The following is a 20,389-nucleotide window of genomic DNA, read 5'->3' as shown; positions in this document are numbered from 1 at the left end:
GACGGTTTCGGAGCAACGGCTGGAGGACGGCCCGGCTGGGGCGGGCGGCGAACCGAATCAGGCGCAACGGCAGGACGCCGGGGCACCTTCTTGATAAGATCCGGGGTTGTCAAACGACGTATTCACGCCAAAAAGTCTATCACATGGCCTTCTCGCCCCGCTCCGCCCCGCGCTTCGCCTCACGTCTGCTCGCCGGCCTGCTCATGCTCGGCGTATCGCTCGCGCCGGCCTTCGCCAACAGCGTGCAGGAAGCCGAACAGCTGCTGCGCCAGAAGCAGCCGCAGCAGGCGCTGGAAAAGATCGATGCCTTCCTCGCCCAGAGGCCGCGCGATCCGCAGGGCCGCTTCTTCAAGGGTCTCATCCTGACCGAACTGGGCAAGATCCCGGAAGCGACCTCGGTATTCCAGAAACTGACCGAGGATTACCCGGAACTGCCGGAGCCGTACAACAACCTCGCGGTGCTCTACGCACAGCAGAAGCAGTACGAAAAGGCCAAGACCGCGCTTGAAATGGCGATCCGCACCCACCCGAGCTATGCGGTGGCGCACGAGAACCTGGGCGACATCTACGCCCGCATGGCCACCCAGGCCTACGACCGCGCGCTGCAGCTGGATTCGTCGAACGCCGGCGCCCAGAGCAAGCTGAACCTGATCCGCGAAATGGTGAGCAACGGCGCCCGCGGCCAGCACCGCCCGTCGGCGCTGGCCCAGGTAACACCGACGCCGCAGCCGCCGGCGGCGGCGGCCCCGGCGGCCAAGCCGGCCGATGCGCCCAAGCCGCCCGCGCCCGCGCCGCAGGTGGCTGCACCGGCCCCGACGCCGGCCAAGCCGGCACCGGCCGCTGCCCAGCCGAGCGCACCGCAGGCCGCGCCAGCGGTGCCGGTCAAGGCCGCGGTGCAGGCCCCGCCCGCGGATGCGCTGCCGGAAGCCGAACTGTCCCGCACGGTCGAGGACTGGGCGTCCGCCTGGTCACGCAAGGACGTGAAGGGCTACCTCGGCCACTACGCAGCCGACTTCAAGGTGCCGGACGGAAAGTCGCGCAGCGCCTGGGAAAGTGACCGCCGTGTGCGCATCGAGAAGCCGGGTGCGATCGAGGTAAAGGTGGAGAGCTTCAGGATCAAACCGGCCGGCACCGACCGCGCCGACGTGAGCTTCCGCCAGCACTACCGTTCGGTCGGCCTGAAGACCAGTGCCACCAAGACGCTGACGCTGGTGAAACGCGATGGCCGCTGGCTCATCCAGCAGGAGCGGGTCGGCGGATGAGCGCGTGGCAGCATCCGGGCAGTCGCGCGTTCGCGCGCGTGCTGCGCAACGCCCTTTTACTGTCGTCGCTGTGCGTGCCGCTGGCCATCGGATCCGGTCAGTCGGGCGACGCGGTGCGCTATTCGGACAGCGGACCGGAACCGATGCTGGAGCAGGTGTTCCGGCAGATCGAGCACAAGCGGCTGGACCTCGCGCTGGAGCAGGTCGACGCCCTGCTCCGCATCTGGCCCAACTTCCGGCTCGGCCACCTGATCCGCGGCGATCTGCTGCTGGCCCGCGCCAGCGCGCTGACCACCATAGGCAATGCGCCGAACGCGCCGGCCGAAAGGCTGGCCGATCTGCGCGACGAGGCGGTGGTGCGCATCCGCGCCTACCGCGACAAGCCGCCGGTCGACAGCGTGCCGCGCTATCTGCTGCAGATGCCGGCCGACCAGCGGCACGCGGTGGTGGTCGACACCCGTCGTTCCCGCCTCTACCTGTACGAGAACGTGAATGGCCGTCCGCGTTTCGTCGCGGACTGGTATGTGTCGCACGGCCGGCTCGGCACCGACAAGACGCGCGAGGGCGACAAGAAGACGCCGCTCGGCGTGTATCAGGTAACCGGCTTCCTGCCGCCGGAACGACTGACCGATTTCTATGGCGCAGGCGCCCTGCCGATCAACTATCCGAACGCCTGGGACCGCAAGCAGGGCAAGAACGGCCACGGCATCTGGCTGCACGGCACGCCGTCGGACACCTTCTCGCGCCCGCCGCGTGCGTCCGACGGCTGCGTGGTGCTGGCGAATCCGGATTTCCTCGCGCTGAACCGCTATCTGCAGGGGGCGCCGGTGCCGGTGGTGATCAGCGATCAGGTCGAGTGGCTGTCGCTGGACGACTGGCAGGCCGAGCGCAGCGAATTCAACCGGGCGATGGAACAGTGGCGCGTAGACTGGGAAAGCCGCAACCCGGACCGCCTGCTCGCCCACTACTCGCCGAAGTTCAGCGCCGACGGCAAGGACTTCGCCGCCTTTGCCCGCAGCAAGCGCGATGCACTCGTCACCAAGCAATGGATCAAGGTCGGCGTGCGCAATCTGAGCACCTTCCGCAATCCGGGTCGCGATCCGGTGGTCGTGGTCACCTTCGAACAGGACTATCGCAGCGACGCGCTGTCCAACGTGATGCGCAAGCAGCAGTACTGGCAGAAGGAAAACGGCCGCTGGCGCATCGTGTTCGAAGGTTCGGCCTGAACCGGCGGCGTCCGGCCCTGTCTGTGTCGCCGCATCCTTTCCATCCACCCTTCACCCACACGGAGTCTCCCGCATGAAGAAACTGCTGCTCGGCCTGCTGGCCGGCCTGATGCCGCTGATCGCATTCGCCACCAACCCCCAGGTCGAGCTGAAGACCAGCCAGGGCAATGTGGTGATCGAACTGTTCCCGGAAGCCGCGCCGGCCACGGTCGATAATTTCCTGCAGTACGTGAAGTCCGGCTTCTACGATGGCCTCATCTTCCATCGCGTGATCAACGGCTTCATGATCCAGGGTGGCGGCTTCGACCCGCAGATGAACCAGAAGGCCACCCGCGCACCGGTGAAGAACGAGGCCAAGCAGGCGATCGAGAAGGGCGTGCGCAACGCGCCGGGCAGCATCGCGATGGCCCGTACCAATGACCCGCACTCGGCCACCGCCCAGTTCTTCATCAATCTGGTCGACAACCGCATGCTCGACTACCCGTCGCGTGACGGCTACGGCTACACCGCATTCGGCAAGGTGGTGAAGGGCATGGAAGTGGTGAACAACATCGCCAACGTGCGGACCGGCAACGCCGGCATGCACCAGGACGTGCCGATGACGCCGGTGGTGATCCAGACCGCCCGCGTGCTCGAAGCCAAGCAGTAAGCACTGCGGGCGGTTCGCCCGCAGAAACAAGAAACGCACAACGCAACCGGAGATACAGCAATGGTCAAACTGCACACCAATCACGGCGTCATCACGCTCGAACTCGACGCCGAAAAGGCGCCGCAGACGGTGGCCAACTTCCTCGCCTACGTCGAGGCCGGCCACTACGACAACACCATCTTTCACCGCGTGATCGGCAACTTCATGATCCAGGGCGGCGGTTTCGAGCCGGGCATGAAGCAGAAGGACACCCAGGCCCCGATCAAGAACGAAGCCGGCAACGGTCTTTCGAACACCGCCGGCACGATTGCCATGGCCCGCACTTCGGACCCGCATTCGGCCACCGCCCAGTTCTTCATCAACGTGAACGACAACCTCTTCCTGGACAAGGCACAGTCGCAGGACGGCTGGGGCTACTGCGTGTTCGGCCGCGTGACCGAAGGCATGGACGTGGTGAACAAGATCAAGGGCGTGGCCACCGGCCGCTCCGGCTTCCACCAGGACGTGCCGAAGGAAGACGTGGTGATCGAACGCGCCGAAGTGGCCTGATCCGGCGGGCGCGGCATGGACCTGCTCTGTTCCGACCTGCACCTGTCTGCCGCCACGCCCGCACTGAACACGGCCTTCGTCGCCCTGCTCGAAGGCCGTGCGCGCCAGGCGCGCCGGGTGTTCCTGCTCGGTGACCTGTTCGAGGCCTGGGCCGGTGACGAGGACGTCACCGATCCGGCCGTGCGCCCGGTGATCGCAGCGCTGCGCTCGCTGCACGACGCCGGCATCGAGGTGCACGTACTGCCGGGCAACCGCGATTTCCTGATGGGAGCCGGCTTCACCGAAGCCACCGGTGCACGCATTCACGGTGACTGGCTGATCGCCGACATCGGCGGCCGCAATACGCTGCTGCTGCATGGTGACACGCTGTGCACCGACGACCTGCCCTACCAGCAGTTCCGCGCCATGGTGCGCAACCCGCAGTGGCAGGCCGCCTTTCTCGCCAAACCGCTGGCCGAACGTCACGCGATCGCCGAAGACATGCGCCGGCGCAGCAAGGAAGCGACCGCCGGCAAGGGCGAGTACCTGATGGACGCCAACGCCGATGCGATCGCCTCCATGTTCCGTCACCACGACGTGGACACCCTGATCCACGGCCACACCCACCGGCCGGCACAGCACCGGCACGTGGTCGACGGCGCCGCCTGCATCCGCCACGTGCTGGCCGACTGGCGCGACCGTGCCTGCTGGTTCGAGGCGGAAGATGGCGCGCTGCGCGCCATCACCACCGACGGCGCCGGCCAGCCGGTGGCCGACCCCCGCTACCCCGCCTGAGGACTTTCACGATGAGCACTTCCGAACTGCGCATCCGCATCGGCGCGGATGGCCGCATCGAATGCCGCAGGGGCGACGCCGCCCCGGCAGTCACGCTGGACCCGGATTTCTTCGGCAGCCCGGACGCCGCCGACGCGCAGCGCGCGCTCGGCCGTTTCGTGTTCGCGCTGCTGCAGGGCGTGAGCCCGGCCGACGCCGGCGATGAGGCACCGGCCGAGCCGGCCTTCGATCCGAACAGCCCGGCCGCGCTCTATCAGAGCTTCGTCGACCTGCAGAACCGCGCCATGACCGAATACTCGGGCAGCCTGCTGTCGCTGGCCGAACAGTCGCTGCAGCGCTCGGCCGCCGCCGGTTTCGAGCAGGCGATCGAGGCGCTGAAAGACTGGCCCACCATCAAGGGCGTGGCCAGCATGATGATCGCGCGCGGTCCGGAAAACCGCTGACGCATGCCCGCCGGCGCGCGTCAGGGCGCGCCGGATGCCGGAAACTTCACCCGCACGCACACGCCCCGTCCGCCCGCCCGCGGCGGATGCACGCAGGCCTCCGCATCGTGCAGCTGCGCGATCTCGCGCACGATGGCCAGACCCAGACCGCTGCCCGGCCCGCGGGTCTGCGGACACCGATAAAAGCGGTCGAACACCCGCTCCCTGTCCTCTTCCGCGATGCCCGGCCCGTCGTCTTCGACTTCGAGAAAGGGGCGTCCGTCCTCGACGCCGGTACGTACCGTGACGCGAGCGCCCGTCGGCGCGTGGGTCAGCGCGTTGTCGATCAGATTGGACATCACTTCGCGCAGCAGCCAGGTCGAGCCCAGTATCCGCGCCGGGGCCGCTTCGAGCCCGAGGTCGATGCCGCGCTCCAGCGCACGGTCCAGCGCGTCACTCACTGCTTCGCCCGCCAGTTCGGGCAGATCGACCTGGTGGTGGTCGTGCCCGGCCGCCGCTTCGGGCGCCGCCCGCGCGAGTGCCAGCAGCTGGTGCGCCAGATGGCCGATGCGGTGCGCGGCCGCCAGCAGCTGACGGATGCGTCCCTGCTGGGCCGGTGGCGCTTCCTCGTACGCCAGTTCGAGCTGGGTCTGCAGCGCCGCCAGCGGCGTGCGCAGCTGATGCGCCGCGTCCGCCAGGAATTTCTGCTGCGATTCGGAGGCGGCGCGCAGCCGGCCGAGCAGACGGTTGATCGCGGTAACCAGCGGCAGCGTCTCGGCCGGCACGCCGTCCACCGGCAGCAGGCCCAGATCGCGCGCCGAACGCGCCTCGATTTCGCTGCTCAGCACTCGCAGCGGACGCAGGCCGATGCTGACCGCCGCGATCACCAGCACCAGCGCGACCAGCATGAAGGTCAGGTTCGGCCACATCACCGCGAACAGGATGCGGTCGGCCACCAGCCGCCGCTTGTGCGTGGTTTCGGCCACCACCACGGTCACCACGCCGGCGCTGGTGGGGGTGCGCAGCACCGCGGTGCGGACCGGGCGCGCGTCCAGCGTGTCGTCGCCGATGCGCAGCGTGTCGCCGTGGGCGGAGGGCTTCAGGTCGGGCACGCCGGCCAGCGTTTCGCCGTCGGGCGCGATCACGCGGTAGAACAGCTCGTCACCCGAGCCACGCAGAATGCGGATCACGTCTTCCGGCAGCGTGACCTCGATGCCGGTATCACGCACCCGGATGCGCGCCGCGATGGCGGCCGCGGCGTCGGCCAGTTCATGGTCGTAAGCGTCGTTGGCCTGGTCAAGCGCGAAGCGGTAGTCCAGCAGCAGGCTCACCACCAGCAGCAGCACCAGCGGCACGATGAGCAGCGCCATCAGGCGCCGGCGTATGCTTTTCATTCGGCCGGTGCCTCGATCCGGTAGCCCAGTCCGCGCACCGTCAGGATGCGCACACCGCCCGGTTCCAGCTTGGCGCGTAGCCGCGACACATACAGTTCGACCGCGTTCGGACTCAGTTCGCGGTCCCAGGCGCTGAGGCTGTCCAGTATCTTTTCCTTCGCCACCACACGCGGCGCCGCCAGCAGCAGCAGTTCCAGCGTCGCCCATTCGCGACCGGTCAGCGCCAGCGGCGCATCGCCGAGCTTCGCCTCACGGGTGGCCATGTCCAGCGTCAGCGCCCCATGGGTGATCAGCGACGACGCCACCGCGCGGCTGCGCCGGATCAGCGCCCTCACCCGCGCCACCAGTTCGCTCAGGTGGAAGGGCTTGATCAGATAGTCGTCGGCGCCCAGTTCGAGCGCATCCACCCGGTCTTCCAGCGTGTCGCGCGCGGTCAGGATGAGCACCGGCAGCGCCAGGCCGTCGCGTCGCATGCGGCGCACCAGTTCCAGCCCGTCCATGCGCGGCAGGCCGATATCGACGATGGCGAGGTCGTAGGGCGTGAGCCGGAGGCCGGTCAGCGCCGCCTCCGCGGTATCGATCGCGTCAACGTTGTAGCCCTGGGCCTCCAGCCCCTCGCGCACGCCGCTCGCCAGCAGCACGTCATCCTCGACCAGCAGCAGTCGCATTGCGGTGTCCGTCCTTGGTGGGTCCGGCATCGTAACGCGGCGGCGGCACCGCGAAGCGGGCGTAGAGCGTGGGCAGCAGCAGCAGCGTAAACAGCGTGGCCGAAATGACGCCGCCGACGATGACCACCGCGAACGGCCGCTGCGTCTCGGAACCGATGGCATGCGACAGTGCGGCCGGCAGCAGGCCCAGACCGGCCATCAGCGCGGTCATCAGGATGGGCCGCAGCCGCGCCACCGCGCCTTCGGTGACCGCTTCGAGCGCCGACTTGCCGTTGTTCAGCAGTTCGACGATCTGTTCGACCATGATGACGCCGTTCTGGACCGAGATGCCGGCCACCGCGATGAAACCGACCGCGGCCGACACCGACAGGTGCAGCCCGGCCAGCCACAGGCCGACCAGACCGCCGACCAGCGTGAAAGGCACCAGCGCCATGATGAGCGCGGCCACCCGCATCGAACGGAAGGCCCAGAACAGCAGCGAGAAGATGGCCAGCAGGCTGACCGGCACGATGACCGCCAGCCGCTTCATCGCCCGCTGCTGGTTCTCGAACTGGCCGCCCCAGGTCATGCGGTAGCCGGCCGGCAGCTTCACCTCGCGCTCGACCACGCCCATCGCCTCGGCCACGAAACTGCCCTGGTCGCGGCCGATCAGGTTGGCCTTCACCGCCACCGTGCGGCCGCCTGCCTCACGCTGGATGCGCGAGGCGCCCTGGCGGATTTCGATGTCGGCCAGTTCGGACAGCGGCAGCACGCCGCCTGCCGGCAGCGACACCTGCAGCCGGCCGAGGTCCTCGACTGCATCGCGGTGCGCCTTGTCCAGTCGCACCACCACGTCGAACACCCGTTCGCCCTCGTAGAACTGGCCGACCGCGTGGCCGCCGAAGGCGGTCTGCACGACACCTGACACGTCGCCCACCCGCAGGCCGTAACGCGCCAGACGGGCGCGATCGGGCGTGACCAGGATTTCGGTCTGGCCGCCGGTCTTGATCGCCGCCACGTCGGTGCTGCCGCGGATGCGGCCGAGGATGGCGGCCACCTGATCCGCCTTGTCCTGCAGGATGTCGAGATTGGGCCCGTAGATCTTGACCGCCACCTCGCCCTTCACGCCGGACAGCGTTTCCTCGACGTTGTCCTGGATCACCTGCGAGAAATTGGTCGGCAGGCCCGGTATCGCCCTGAGCTTCGCGGTCATGTCGGCGACCAGCGCTTCCTTGCCGGCGAAACGCCACTGTTCGTGCGGCTGCAGGTCGGCCAGCACTTCGATATTGTTCGGGCCCTTCGGGTCGGTGCCTTCGTCCGGCCGACCGACCTGGGTGAGCACGCTCTTTACCTCCGGATACTGGCGCAGCAGCGCGCGGATGTCGCGTTCGACTTCCTTGGTCTGCGCCAACGCGGTGGCCGGTGCGAGCGACACGGTGAGCCAGATGTTGCCTTCGTCGAGCTTGGGCAGGAATTCACTGCCCAGCCAGGGCACCAGCGCCAGCGACGCGCACAGCGTGCCGACACTGGCCAGCAGCAGCGCGGCCAGCCGGGTGCGCAGCATGCCCAGCAGCGCGCGGTAGCGGTTCTGCAGCGCTTCCATCCAGTGCAGGTGCACCTCGGCCATGTCGCGCTTCATCAGCACACCGGCGAGCAGCGTGGGCACCAGCGTGAGCGTGAGCAGGATAGCGCCGAGCAGCGAGAAGGACAGCGTGTAGGCCACCGGCGAGAAAATCTTTCCCTCGACCCGCTGGAAGGTGAAGATGGGCAGGAAAGCCAGGATGATGATGGCCTTGGAGAACAGGATGGGCTTGGCCAGGCTGGTCACGGTGTTGCGCAGCGCGTGCAGCCTGAAGGACACCGGGTGTTCGCGCGCCGACACGTCGTTGGCATGTACCGCCAGCCTCACCATGAGCGCCTCGACCATCACCACCGCACTGTCGATGATGATGCCGAAGTCGACCGCGCCGAGCGAAATCAGGTTGGCCGAAATGCCACGTGCATCCATCAGGATGAAGGCGAACAGCAGCGTGAGCGGAATGATGCTGGCCACGATGAGCGCGGCACGCCAGTTGCGCAGGAACACGATGAGCACCGCCACCACCAGCGCGGCGCCGACCGCGAGGTTTTCCGCAACGGTATGCACCGTGTGGTTGATCAGGTCGGTGCGTTCGTAGATCGAGCGGATCTTCACGCCGGCCGGCAGCTGCCCCTCGGTGTTCAGGCGGTCCACGCGCTCCTTCAGCGCCTCGACCACCTTGACCGCGTTCTCGCCCTTGGTCATCACCACGATGCCCTGCACCACCGAATCGCGGTCGTCATAGGCGACCACGCCGGCGGGCAAGGCTTCGCCGGTGGTGACGGTTGCGAGGTCACCGACGGTGACCGTGCGCCCCTGATCGGCGCTCACCACCACGGCGCGGATGTCGTCCAGCGAGCGGAACAGGCCGATCGAGCGCACCAGCAGGTTTTCCTCGCCGCGCCGGAGCACGCCGCCGGACGCATTGGCGTTGTCAGAGGACAGCGCCGCCGAAATCTGATCCAGCGTGACGCCATAGCGACCCAGTCGCGCCGGGTCGACCGATACCTGGAACTGCTTGACCGTGCCGCCGAAGCTCACGATGTCGGCGATGCCGGGCACCCGGCGCAGCGTGGGTCGCACCACCCAGTCCTGCAGCGCGCGCACCTCGGCCATCGGCATGTCGGGCGGCGCGTCGACCACGTAACGGAACACCTCGCCCACTGCAGTCGCCAGCGGACCGAGCTGGGGCTGCACGCCGGGCGGCAGATCCACGGTCTGCAGCTTTTCCAGCACCTGCGAGCGCGCGAAGCGGTCTTCGGTGCCGTCGGAAAACACCAGCGTCACCACCGACAGGCCGGTCATCGACACCGAGCGGATCTGGGTGGCACGGGGCACGCCGCTCATCTCGCGCTCGATCGGCAGGCTGATCGAGCGTTCGACCTCTTCCGGCGACTGGCCCGGAAACTGGGTGACCACCTGAACCTGCACGTCCTGCACGTCCGGGAAGGCCTCGATCGGCAGTTCAAGCCAGGCGCGCAGACCGAACACGGTGAGCGCGAAGGTGATCAGCAGCACGAACACGCGCTGCTGGATGGCAAAGGTGGCAAGCCGCGCAAACATCACTTGGCCTCGCCCAGTTCGGCGTCCAGCAGCAGCGCGCCGCGCACCACCACGGTGTCACCGCCGCGCAGGCCGTCCGGTTCGGCCGGCTGCACATAGGCTTCGCGCGCATCCTGCCGCAGCGCCTTGACCCGGCGCTTGCTGAACTGGCCTGAGGCGGTCTGCACGAACACCGCGGTATACAGGCCGTCACTGACCAGCGCAGAGGTGGGCAGGCGCAGCACCCGCTGGCCGCTGTCCGACAGCACGTGCGCACGGGCGAACATTTCCGGGCGCAGCCGGCCGTCGGCGTTCGGCAGGTCGCAGCGCACCTGCACGCGGCGGGTCTGCGGGTCCAGCACCGGCGCGATGCGCGACACGGTGGCGGAGAAACGCTCCTCCGGCCAGGCATCGACCGACACCTCGATACGGTCGCCGACGCGGAACTTGCCCAGTTCCTGCTCCGGCAGGTCGATCAGCAGCCACAGCCGCGACAGGTCGGACACCACGAACAACGGCTGTTCGGCGTCCGGCCGCACTTCCAGGCCGGGCGTGGCATGGCGCTCGGTCACCACGCCGGCCACCGGCGTGCGCAGTGCCAGGGTCTGACCGCTGGCTCCGCGCGGCGCCAGGCTCTGCAAGCGCTGGCGGGCGCGCTGCACCTCGGCATCGGCGGCGGCCGCCTCAGCCTGCGCGACCTCGAATTCGCGCCGCGGCAGTACCTCGGCGTCGAGCAGCGTGCGCGCCCGCGCCAGCGCCTTGCGCCGCAGGTCGGCATCGGCTTCGGCACGACGGGCATCGGCCGAAGCCTGGCCAAGATCCGGCGCGTCGATGTCGGCCAGCGTGGCGCCTGCCGGCACCGTGTCGCCCGGCGCGGCGGCCAGCCGCAGCACGCGCCCGACCAGCGGGCTGAACACCCGTGCGGTGCGGTCCTCGGCCACCGCAACCCGTGCATTCAGCGGCGCGGTGAGCGGCAGTTCGACCTCTTCGGTGCGTGCGGTGACGATGAAGGACAGCTGGCTCGCGCCCTGCGGCAGCGCAACGCCGCTGGCGGGTGCGGCCGCGGCGCCGGGCGCGGCTGCTTCGGCCGGCGGGCGGCTGCGCAAAAATCCGTAGGCTACAGCGGCGGCCAGCACGGTAGCGGACACGATGAGGACGGTACGACGCCGGCGCGCGGCGACAGGAGACGTTTCGGTCATGGCGGTCAGAAATCGGTGTTGAGGGCGGCGGCCAGTTCGGCGCGCGCGCGGGCAAGGTCGGCCTGGGCGTCCAGCGCCTCGGATTCGATGGCGCGCAGCGTGCGGCGAGCGTCGAGCACGTCGAGCACGCCCACTGCGCCGTGGCGGAAGGCGAATTCGGTCGCTTCGGCCGAACGGCGGGCGGTGGGCAGCACGGTGTCGAGGTAACGCGCGGCGCGGGCGGCCTGCACCTCCAGTTCGGCGCGACGCAGCTTCAGGCCGGCGTCGGCTTCGGCCGCGATGCGCAGGCGGTCGTCCTCGGCCGCGCCCAGTTCGGCGTAGGCGGAATCCACTTCGCCGCTGTAGTCATAACCGTTGAACAGCGGGATGGACACGCCAAAGCCGTACATCGCCCGCCCGTCCGGCGGGAAATGTTCGTACTGCACGCCGACCGTGATGTCACGGGTGCGCAGGCTTTCCGCCAGGCTGCGCCCCTGCTGCGCGGCCTGCAGCCGCGACTGCGCCGCGCGCAGGTCGGGCCGGTCGGCCGGCAGTTCGCCGACGGCGGCAGGCACGACGTTCGGCCGCGGCCAGGGGTCGCTGGCGTGCAGCCGGCCGGCCATGCCCTCCAGCGCCAGCAGCCGGGCAAGTTCGGCCTGGGCACGGCGCTGTGCGGTTTCGGCCACGCGGAGGTCGGATTCGGCGCGCAGCCGGTCGAGGCGGATGCGCTCCAGGTCACTGGGTGCCAGATCGCCGGCCTTCACCCGCACTTCGGCGCGGGCGACCGTGTCGTCCAGCAGGCCCAGGGTCTGCTGCAGCAGCGCCAGCTTGTCCTCGGCCAGCTTGAGATCGAAGTAGGCGATGCGCAGCGTGCGCAGCTGCTGCCGCAGTGCGTCGGCCTGATCGGCGCGCGCGGCGTCGAGCAGCGCGTCGGCGCGGGCCATGCGCAGTTCGCGCTTGCCGCCACGCTCGAAGGTCTGTTCCAGCCGCACGGTGGTGTCGACCTGCTTGTCCCAGGCCGGACCGGCACCGATGCCGCGGCGCGGATTGATGTCGGTGGTGTCGATGGACAGCGTCGCGTTCGGACGCGCGGCGGCGCTGCCGGTCGCGGCCTGTGCGCGTTCAACGTCTCGGCGGGCGCGCTGCAGGTCACGGCTGGCTTCGCGCAGCCGCGTTTCGGCCGCCTGCAGCGTGAGCGCGCCCTCGGGCAGCGTCTGTGCCAGCGCGTCGCGGGCGGGATGCATCAGACCGAGCGCGCAGGCGAGCAGCAGCAGTCTGAGCCGCAGGCCACGGTGCCTGCATCGGGAACGGGGAGCGTGTGCGGAATGGGACATGGTCCGCACAGGCTAGGCCGGCGAGCCTGTCACTTTCCTGTCAGACGCTGTCGGCGGCGGGAGCGACCTGCCGCCGGCGAAGGGAATACGGGGGATACGAGCGTGGAGATGTTGCCGGGGCGCGGCCTCGCGACATGCGAAGAACGCTGTTCCGCTGTCCGGCGGGTTCTGCCGCCACGCGGACGACAAAGGGGCATTCGGTGGTGCCGCTTGTCGGATTCGAACTGACGACCTACCGCTTACAAGGCGGTTGCTCTACCAACTGAGCTAAAGCGGCGAAGACCGCGATTATATCGCCTGTCCATCGCCTGCCGCAGCGCAATCTGCATGGATTAAACTCACGACCATACATAACAATGCCTTCGCGCGTCAGCGCGGCGATCAAGGTCGCTGCGGACGGAGGCCCAGCCGATGCCCGATCCGACCACGCCCAACCCGACGGCTCAGCGCACGCTCAATGTCCTCCTGATCGAAGATTCGGAGGATGACGCGCTGCTGCTGCTGCACCGCTTCCGCCAGGCCGGCTATGCGGTGCGCTCGACCCGCGTCGAGGACGAGGCCGGCCTGCGCGAAGCGCTCGCCGCACGCACCTGGGACGTGGTGCTGTCCGACCACAACATGCCGTCCTTCTCGGCCATGGCCGCGCTGGGCATCCTGCAGGCGCTGGGGCTGGACCTGCCCTTCATCATCGTGTCCGGCGTGATCGAGGAGGACATCGCGGTGTCCGCGATGCGCGCCGGCGCGCACGACTACCTGAGCAAGGGCAATCTGGACCGTCTGGTGCCGGCGGTCGAGCGTGAAATGCGCGAGGCGCGCAACCGGGCCGAAAGGCACAGCGCGCTCGATGCGGTCCGCGACAGCGAGGCACGCTTCCGTGCGCTGGCCGCCAACATTCCGGGCATGGTGTTCCAGCTGCTGCGTCACGACGACAGCGGCTGGCGCTTCCTGTTCGTCAGCGACGGCTGTCTGGCGCTGCTCGGTCTCAAGCCCACCGACCTGATCGCGCAGCCCAGCCGCTTCCTTGAAATGGTGCTGCCGGAGGACATGCCTGAGCTGAACCGCTCGATGAAGCTGTCAGCCCAGACGCAATCGACGGTGAACTGGGAAGGCCGCATCCGGCTGCCGGACGGCGACGTGAAGTGGGTGAACCTGCGTTCCTCGCCGCGCCTGCTCGCCTCCGGCGTGCCGATCTGGGAAGGCATCGTTTCCAATATCACGCAGAGCAAGCTGACCGAGCGCGAACTGCGCCAGTCGCGCGGACAGCTGGCCGAGCTGTCGTCCCATCTGCAGATGGCGAAGGAAGAGGAGCGCGAGCGCATCGCGCGGGACATTCACGACGAACTGGGCGGCCTGCTGGTGGCGCTGAAGTTCGAGGTGTCGCTGCTGGCGAGCAAGACCACCGCCGACCCGGAGGCCATCCGCAAGCGTTCGGACAGCATGGGCAAGCTGGTGGATGACGCGATCAGCACGGTGGGCCGCATCGCACGCGAACTGCGCCCGGGCATCCTGAAGGAGTTCGGACTGGCGCCGGCAGTGGAAAGCCACGCCGAGGACTTTGCCGCCCGTACCGGCCTGCAGTGCGAACTGCTGTGCGTGGACCACGACATCGAGCCGGACGAGGAAACCGCGATCGCGCTGTTCCGCGTGTTCCAGGAAGCGCTGACCAATGTGTCCAAGCACGCGCAGGCGCACAAGGTCGAGGTGCGCATGACCCAGGAAGACGACGACATCGTGCTCGAGATCGCGGACGATGGCCGCGGCCTGTCGGCGGCTGATCTGAACAAGCCCAAATCATTCGGCCTGCGCGGTATCCGCGAGCGGGTCGCCCACCTGAACGGCCGCTTCGAGGCCAGCCGCCGCGAAGGCGGTGGCACCCGGCTGCTGCTTCGGGTTCCGGCCTGTCGCCGCACCGTACTGGAGTTCGCACGATGAGCAGCATCCGTATCCTGATCGCAGACGACCACGCCATCGTGCGTTCCGGGCTGCGGCAGATCCTGTCCGACAGCCCCGATCTGGTGGTGACCGGGGAAGCCGAGAACGGCGTCGAGGCGATGCACAAGCTGCGCGACGGCAATGGCAACGCGAGTTTCGATCTGGTGCTGATGGACGTGTCGATGCCGGACCGCAACGGCATCGACACACTGAAGCTGGTGCGCAAGGAATATCCGAAGCTGCCCGTGCTGGTGCTGTCCATGCATCCGGAAGAGCAGTACGCGATCCGCGCCCTGAAAGCCGGTGCCGCCGGTTACCTGACCAAGCAGAGCGCGCCCGATCAGCTGGTGAATGCCATCCGTCAGGTCGCCAGCGGCAAAAAGTACGTATCGCCCTCGCTGGCGATGGAACTGGCCAACGCGATCACCGACGACAGCGAGCGGCCGCCGCACGAAAAGCTGTCCGACCGCGAATACCAGACCCTGGTCATGATCGCCTCCGGTCGCACGCTCACCCAGATCGGCGAGGAACTGAATCTGAGCGTCAAGACGGTCAGCGTCTATCGCGCGCGCCTGCTGGAAAAGATGCGCATGAAGAACAATGCGGAACTGACCCACTACGGGCTCAAGCACGGGCTGGTCGACTGAGGCCGACCCGGGCGCGCCCTTGAGGTGTGCATCTTTTCACGGGCTGCCCCCCTAAAGACCGAAGGACAGCTGCCGTTGTTGTCCTTCGTTACAGACCGTTAAACTCTGCTTCCCATGACTGATTCCATGCAGCCGCTCGATATCGCTCGCGAAGCCTTGCGACGGCTGGCCATGCGTCAGTTGCAGCCGACCCCGGAAAACTACCGCTCGCTCTACCACGAGATCGCCGGCACCAAGGCGGAAGAACTGTTCCCGGAACGCGCGCTCAAGCTGGTGTGTTCGACGCTGCCGCGGCTGAACCAGGCACAGATCGAATTCGTGCAGCGGCTCGAAAGCGCGGTCGGCAGCCGCAGCTGGTCTGCCATCAGCGGCTCCCTGGTTGGCCTGCTGCGCGCCCAGGCGGCGCCGCAGCGCAAATGGACCGCCCTGCTGAAGGACGTGTTCAAGCAGCTAGAACGCAACCACGCCTCGCTGTCCTTCGCGCAGAAGCATCAGGCCCTGCAGCAGGTGCTCGATTCCAGCAATGGCGAACTGGACGCGCTCTATTCACGGATGAGCGCCCTGGCTGACAAGTGGGAATCAGCCGATGAAGCGGGGCCGACGCCGGCTCCGGCGGGCGTTGAGGCCGTGACCGCAGCCACCGACAACAGCGACGCCGCACTGCGCGACCTGTTCGCGCGCACGCTCGAAGGCGTGGTGTCCAGCCTGCTCATCGCCGCACCGGACCTGCGTGACGAAGCGCTCGAACTGGGCACCGTGCTGCGCGAGGTCCGTGACATGCGCGGTGTGGATGACCTCGCTGCCCGGCTGCGCAACCTGATCTACCGCCTCAACTGGGTGGTGGACGATCAGGCGGAAATCCGCGCCGGCCTGATGTCACTGCTCGATCTGCTGCTGAAGAACATCAGCGATCTGGTGATCGATGACCGCTGGATGCGGGGGCAGATCGACGCGCTGCGCAATCTGTGCGACCACCCGATCAGTGCGCGCGAACTCGACGAGGTGGAACGCCGCCTGCGCGAGGTGATCGAGCGGCAGGGGTCGCTGCGCGGCAACATCGACGACGCCAAGCACCAGATCAAGCTGATGCTGGCCGGTTTCGTGGAACAGCTCGGCAGCTTCACCGACGCGACCTCGGGCTTCGGCAACAAGATGGAAGGCTATGCACGCACCATCGCCGAAGCCGATGACATCGGCGCGCTGCAGGGCGTGATCGCCGAGGTCATTTCGGCCACCCACGAGATGCGCCAGACCACCGAACGTTCGCGCAACGAGGTCGACACCATGCGCGACAGGGTGCGCGCAGCCGAGGCCGAGATCGAGCGCCTGCAGCTGGAGCTGGAACAGACCAGCGAACGCATGCGGCACGACCCGCTCACCGGTGCGCTCAACCGCAAGGGCCTGGAAGAGTCGTACGCCAAGGAGGTGTCGCGTGCATCGCGCCGCGGAACCAAGCTCTGCCTGGCGGTGCTCGACATCGACAACTTCAAGCGGCTCAACGACACCTACGGTCACAACACCGGCGACGAGGCGCTGCTGCATCTGGTCGCCACCGTGCGCGACTGCCTGCGGCCGCATGACACGCTTTCGCGCTATGGCGGTGAGGAGTTCGTCATCCTGCTGCCGGAAACGTCCATCGATGACGCGGTGATCGTGCTGCAGCGTCTGCAGCGCGAACTCACCAAGCGCTTCTTCCTGGCCAATAACGACAAGCTGCTTATCACGTTCAGCGCCGGCGTCACCGTGGTGCTGCAGGATGAACAGCAGTCCTCGGCCATCGAACGCGCCGACGTCGCGATGTACCAGGCCAAGGCCACCGGCAAGAATCGCGTGGTCGTCGCATCGGCCGACACCGTCTCCGCCTGATCCGCCCGTACCGGGCGGCAACGCGGCCGCTCTCACATTTGGTAACAGTTGAAGCCCAGTCCAGGCGCGGGTTTCAGGGCGAATTTCACGCCTGCCTAGCAGCAGAAAGTGCGCTCGATGAGCGCCCTAAAGTTTCTGGCGGCTGCGGCACACCCGCACCGGCGGGCCATTTCCGCAGCATGTGCCTGAAAACCGCGAGCACAAAGGCTTTCACCCGGACAAAGGACTAAAGTTTTGTCCGACCTCTCCGTTACTTGACTCATCGGCGACACACACGTCGGGACAGACCCGGCACCGCCGTAACAAGACCACTTCGTGACAGGAGAAAGAAAATGCCGCAAATCATCAACACCAACGTTGCCTCGCTCACCGCTCAGCGCAACCTCAATTCCTCGCAGAATTCGCTTGCCACTTCGCTGCAGCGTCTGTCGTCCGGTCTGCGCATCAACAGCGCACGTGACGATGCCGCCGGTCTGGCGATCTCGCAGCGCATGAACGCGCAAGTCAAGGGCCTGAATCAGGCTGCCCGCAACGCCAGCGACGGCATCTCGATGATCCAGACCGCTGAAGGCGGCATGTCGCAGATCCAGGACATGCTCATCCGCATGAAGGAACTGGCGACCCAGGGTTCGAACTCGACGCTGGCCGATGCCGAGCGCTCCTTCATCTCCGATGAAATGACCCAGCTGCGCGACGAAATCAACAACATTTCGACCCGCACCAAGTTCAACGGTCAGCAGCTGCTGAACGGTTCGTTCGGCAAGGCGCTCGATACGACCTCGACTGTTCAGGTCGGTATGAACCTGGCCACCACCGCACAGGCCGCGGTGACCAAGGTCGACATCTCGGGTGCAGCGGCTGGCACGACCTTCACCTTCGCGAATGCTGCCGGCGTGCTCACCCTGAGCGATGGCACGAACTCGCAGGCAATCGATCTGACGGCGGTGACCGTGGCGGCCGGCGGTTCTTACGAACTCAACTTCAACCAGCTGGGCGTGAAGGTGAACGTGAGTGCCGCGGCCAGCAAGGCCGGTGCAGACATCGCAACGGATCTGGACGCCGGCACGATCATCACGACCGCCGCCACCGGCGCGGAAATCCAGGTCGGCGCTGACGACGCAGCGGACAACCGCCTGACGCTGACCTTCGGCGACACCCGTATCGGTGCCACCTCGTCCGACGCCCGCATGGTCGCCCTGAACACCGACCTGACGGCTTTCGCCGGCGCGACCACGGCTGCGAACTCGCAGAAGCTGCTGACGTCGGTTGAGAACGCCCTGACCTATGTGTCTGAACAGCGTGCGGGCCTGGGTGCTCAGCAGAACCGTCTCGACTACACCGTCGCCAACCTGCAGACTCAGGCCGAGAACATCACGGCTTCGAAGAGCCGGATCACCGACGCGGACTTCGCGGCTGAAACCGCGAACCTGACCCGCGCCCAGATCCTGCAGCAGGCCGGTACCGCGATGCTGGCGCAGGCCAACTCGCTGCCGCAGAATGTGCTGAGCCTGCTCCGCGGCTAAGCAGCCCGCAAAACCGGGCGGGGTACGGGTGACCGTACTCCGCCCCTGATGTAAGGGAGACCATCATGGCCATCACGCCGATCTCGATGACCCCGGCCCAATTCACCCCGTCCGTCCCCGCGACGAACGGGGTGAAGTCCATGGGGGATTCGTCCACGCAGGGCGACGTCACCGCGGCTCAGGCACTGACCAGTGAACAGATCGAACAGACCGTCGATGAGATCCGCAAGCGGATCGAACCGGTGGCACAGAATTTGCAATTCTCGATCGACAAGGACACTGGAAAGACCATCGTGAAATTGATCGACACGAGCACCAAGGAAGTACTGCGGCAGATTCCCTCGGAAGAACTGGTGGCGATCGCCCGAGCCCTTGGCAAGAGCCAGAGCGGCCTGATCGAACGCAAGGCCTGAGGAGACCGCCATGGCATCGTCGCTGGCATTCGGTACCAACCTGGATATCAACACCATCGTCACGCAGCTGATGACGGTGGAAAAGCGTCCGCTGACGCTGCTGGCTGCCAAGCAGTCGGCGATCGACGCCAAGATTTCCAGCTACGGCATGCTCAAGAGCGCCTTCTCCACGCTGCAGACCGCCGCGGAGGGGCTGAGCAAGGCAGACGTTTTTGCCGCCAGGAAGGCAACGATTGCCGACGGCAATGTGGCAACAGTTGCCGCCTCGACCACCGCCACGCCCGGGAACTATTCGATCGAAGTCAGCAGTCTCGCGCGTGCCCAGGTCACCGCGTCTGCAGCGTTCGCGGGCGGCTCCAGCGCCACTGTGGGCAGCGGCACGCTGACCATCGAACTGGGCAGCTACAGCGGCGGGGCATTCACGGTCAATCCGGACAAGACGCCGGTCACCGTGACGATTCCGAATACCGCCACTTCGCTGGGCGACGTGCGCGACGCGATCAACGCGGCCAACGCCGGCGTGACCGCCTCGCTGCTGAACGACGGCACCGGCACCCGTCTGGTGATTGCCTCCAAGGAGGGTGGCACCGCCAACACGGTGCGCATCACGGCCAACGACAGCGACGGCGACAATACCGATGCGGCCGGTCTGTCCCGGCTGACCTATGACGCCTCCACCGGCGGCAGCTCGAACATGAGCGAGAAAGTGACGGCGACCGACGCACTGCTCAAGGTCAACGGCATCGATGTGGTGTCCAGCACCAATACGCTGACCAGCACGATCGAAGGGGTGACGCTGACGCTCAAGAACACCAATGTCGGAAGCCCGACCACGCTGACCGTCAGCAACGACTCGAGCGGCGCGAAGGCGGCGGTCGACAAATTGGTCAAGAGCTATAACGACGCCATCCTGACGATCAAGAACCAGACCGCCTACAACTCGACCACCGACAAAGGCGCGGCACTGAGCGGCGAAAGCACGGTACTCAGCCTGCGCAGCCGGCTGGCTTCGGTGGTGACCGGTGAGATCGCGCCTGGCGTTTCGCTTGCCAGCATCGGGGTGTCTGTCCAGAAGGACGGTTCGCTGAAAGTGGATTCGGACAAGCTGGCCACCGCGCTGGACAACGGCAAGGCCAAGGCGCTGTTCGTCGGAAGCACCGGCGTCACCGGACTGGCTTCCAGAATCGATTCGATGATTGCCGCGGCCATCGACGACGAGGGCCTGATCGGTAACCGTCTCGCGGGCATGGACGATGCCAAGAAAGCGATGAAGGTTCAGGAAGAGCGCCTGAACACGCGGATGGATCTGATCGAAGCGCGCTACCGCCGGCAGTTCAGTGCGCTGGACTCGATGATCAGTTCGATGAACCAGACCAGCGCCTATCTCACCAAACAGCTGGCCAGCCTTTCCAGCTCGTAAGCAGGCTTAAGGCGTTGCAGTTCCAGCCACTC

General features: G+C 67.1%; 17 protein-coding genes and 1 tRNA gene. 12 read left to right on the top strand and 6 right to left on the bottom strand.

Going from position 1 to position 20,389, the window contains the following annotated elements; translation table 11 throughout:
- Positions 1-143: 143 nt before the first annotated feature.
- The 6 genes from METUNV1_RS01715 (at position 144) to METUNV1_RS01690 (ending at position 4,903) form a co-directional block, all read left to right on the top strand.
- Positions 144-1,262, top strand: a complete 1,119-nt coding sequence (locus METUNV1_RS01715; RefSeq protein ID WP_008058230.1) for a nuclear transport factor 2 family protein — start codon at positions 144-146, stop codon at positions 1,260-1,262.
- Positions 1,259-2,488: a L,D-transpeptidase family protein gene (locus METUNV1_RS01710; protein ID WP_008058229.1), complete on the top strand. Its 1,230-nt coding sequence runs from the start codon at positions 1,259-1,261 to the stop codon at positions 2,486-2,488. The genes METUNV1_RS01715 and METUNV1_RS01710 overlap by 4 nt, the downstream gene beginning before the upstream one ends.
- A 73-nt stretch (positions 2,489-2,561) precedes the next feature.
- Complete coding sequence (locus tag METUNV1_RS01705) at positions 2,562-3,137, top strand: peptidylprolyl isomerase (protein WP_008058228.1); 576 nt, start codon at positions 2,562-2,564, stop codon at positions 3,135-3,137.
- Positions 3,138-3,197: 60 nt separating this feature from the next.
- Positions 3,198-3,686, top strand: a complete 489-nt coding sequence (locus tag METUNV1_RS01700; RefSeq protein WP_008058227.1) for a peptidylprolyl isomerase — start codon at positions 3,198-3,200, stop codon at positions 3,684-3,686.
- 15 nt (positions 3,687-3,701) lie between these two features.
- Entirely contained in the window at positions 3,702-4,460 is a 759-nt protein-coding gene (locus tag METUNV1_RS01695) for a UDP-2,3-diacylglucosamine diphosphatase (RefSeq protein WP_008058226.1), read from the top strand.
- Between the two features lie 11 nt (positions 4,461-4,471).
- The gene (locus METUNV1_RS01690) at positions 4,472-4,903 is read left to right on the top strand and encodes a hypothetical protein (RefSeq protein WP_008058225.1); all 432 of its coding nucleotides are present in this window, start codon (positions 4,472-4,474) and stop codon (positions 4,901-4,903) included.
- Between the two features lie 20 nt (positions 4,904-4,923).
- On the opposite strand, the gene METUNV1_RS01685 is transcribed toward METUNV1_RS01690, so the two are convergent.
- From METUNV1_RS01685 to METUNV1_RS01660, 6 genes are all read right to left on the bottom strand, one after another.
- A complete protein-coding gene (locus METUNV1_RS01685; RefSeq protein ID WP_043358809.1) occupies positions 4,924-6,276 on the bottom strand; it encodes a sensor histidine kinase in 1,353 nt (450 codons plus the stop codon).
- Positions 6,273-6,944, bottom strand: coding sequence for a response regulator (locus METUNV1_RS01680; protein WP_043358807.1), 672 nt, complete (start codon positions 6,942-6,944; stop codon positions 6,273-6,275). The genes METUNV1_RS01685 and METUNV1_RS01680 overlap by 4 nt, the downstream gene beginning before the upstream one ends.
- Complete coding sequence (locus tag METUNV1_RS01675) at positions 6,919-10,065, bottom strand: efflux RND transporter permease subunit (protein WP_008058217.1); 3,147 nt, start codon at positions 10,063-10,065, stop codon at positions 6,919-6,921. Before METUNV1_RS01675 ends, METUNV1_RS01680 begins: the two co-directional genes overlap by 26 nt.
- Positions 10,065-11,243 (bottom strand): efflux RND transporter periplasmic adaptor subunit, encoded by a 1,179-nt coding sequence (locus METUNV1_RS01670; RefSeq protein WP_008058216.1) that lies wholly within the window; start codon positions 11,241-11,243, stop codon positions 10,065-10,067. Before METUNV1_RS01670 ends, METUNV1_RS01675 begins: the two co-directional genes overlap by 1 nt.
- Positions 11,244-11,248: 5 nt before the next feature.
- Positions 11,249-12,556, bottom strand: coding sequence for a TolC family protein (locus METUNV1_RS01665; RefSeq protein ID WP_008058215.1), 1,308 nt, complete (start codon positions 12,554-12,556; stop codon positions 11,249-11,251).
- Between the two features lie 201 nt (positions 12,557-12,757).
- Positions 12,758-12,833 (bottom strand) — tRNA-Thr (locus tag METUNV1_RS01660).
- A 134-nt stretch (positions 12,834-12,967) separates the two neighbouring features.
- Between METUNV1_RS01660 and METUNV1_RS01655 the strand changes: the two genes are divergently transcribed.
- The 6 genes from METUNV1_RS01655 (at position 12,968) to fliD (ending at position 20,357) form a co-directional block, all read left to right on the top strand.
- A complete protein-coding gene (locus METUNV1_RS01655) occupies positions 12,968-14,488 on the top strand; it encodes a hybrid sensor histidine kinase/response regulator (protein ID WP_008058207.1) in 1,521 nt (506 codons plus the stop codon).
- A complete protein-coding gene (locus tag METUNV1_RS01650; RefSeq protein ID WP_008058205.1) occupies positions 14,485-15,135 on the top strand; it encodes a response regulator in 651 nt (216 codons plus the stop codon). The genes METUNV1_RS01655 and METUNV1_RS01650 overlap by 4 nt, the downstream gene beginning before the upstream one ends.
- Positions 15,136-15,261: 126 nt before the next feature.
- Entirely contained in the window at positions 15,262-17,001 is a 1,740-nt protein-coding gene (locus tag METUNV1_RS01645; RefSeq protein ID WP_008058203.1) for a GGDEF domain-containing protein, read from the top strand.
- Positions 17,002-17,333: 332 nt separating this feature from the next.
- Positions 17,334-18,524, top strand: coding sequence for a flagellin N-terminal helical domain-containing protein (locus METUNV1_RS01640; RefSeq protein ID WP_008058201.1), 1,191 nt, complete (start codon positions 17,334-17,336; stop codon positions 18,522-18,524).
- A gap of 65 nt (positions 18,525-18,589) precedes the next feature.
- Positions 18,590-18,937: a flagellar protein FlaG gene (locus METUNV1_RS01635; RefSeq protein ID WP_008058200.1), complete on the top strand. Its 348-nt coding sequence runs from the start codon at positions 18,590-18,592 to the stop codon at positions 18,935-18,937.
- 10 nt (positions 18,938-18,947) lie between these two features.
- Positions 18,948-20,357, top strand: coding sequence for a flagellar filament capping protein FliD (gene fliD / locus METUNV1_RS01630; RefSeq protein ID WP_008058199.1), 1,410 nt, complete (start codon positions 18,948-18,950; stop codon positions 20,355-20,357).
- Positions 20,358-20,389 lie beyond the last annotated feature (32 nt).

This window comes from Methyloversatilis universalis FAM5 (assembly GCF_000214035.2).
In the GTDB taxonomy this organism is placed as follows: domain Bacteria; phylum Pseudomonadota; class Gammaproteobacteria; order Burkholderiales; family Rhodocyclaceae; genus Methyloversatilis; species Methyloversatilis universalis.
The sequence above is the reverse complement of the archived record's forward strand: the minus strand, read 5'-3'. Positions and strand labels throughout refer to the sequence as shown.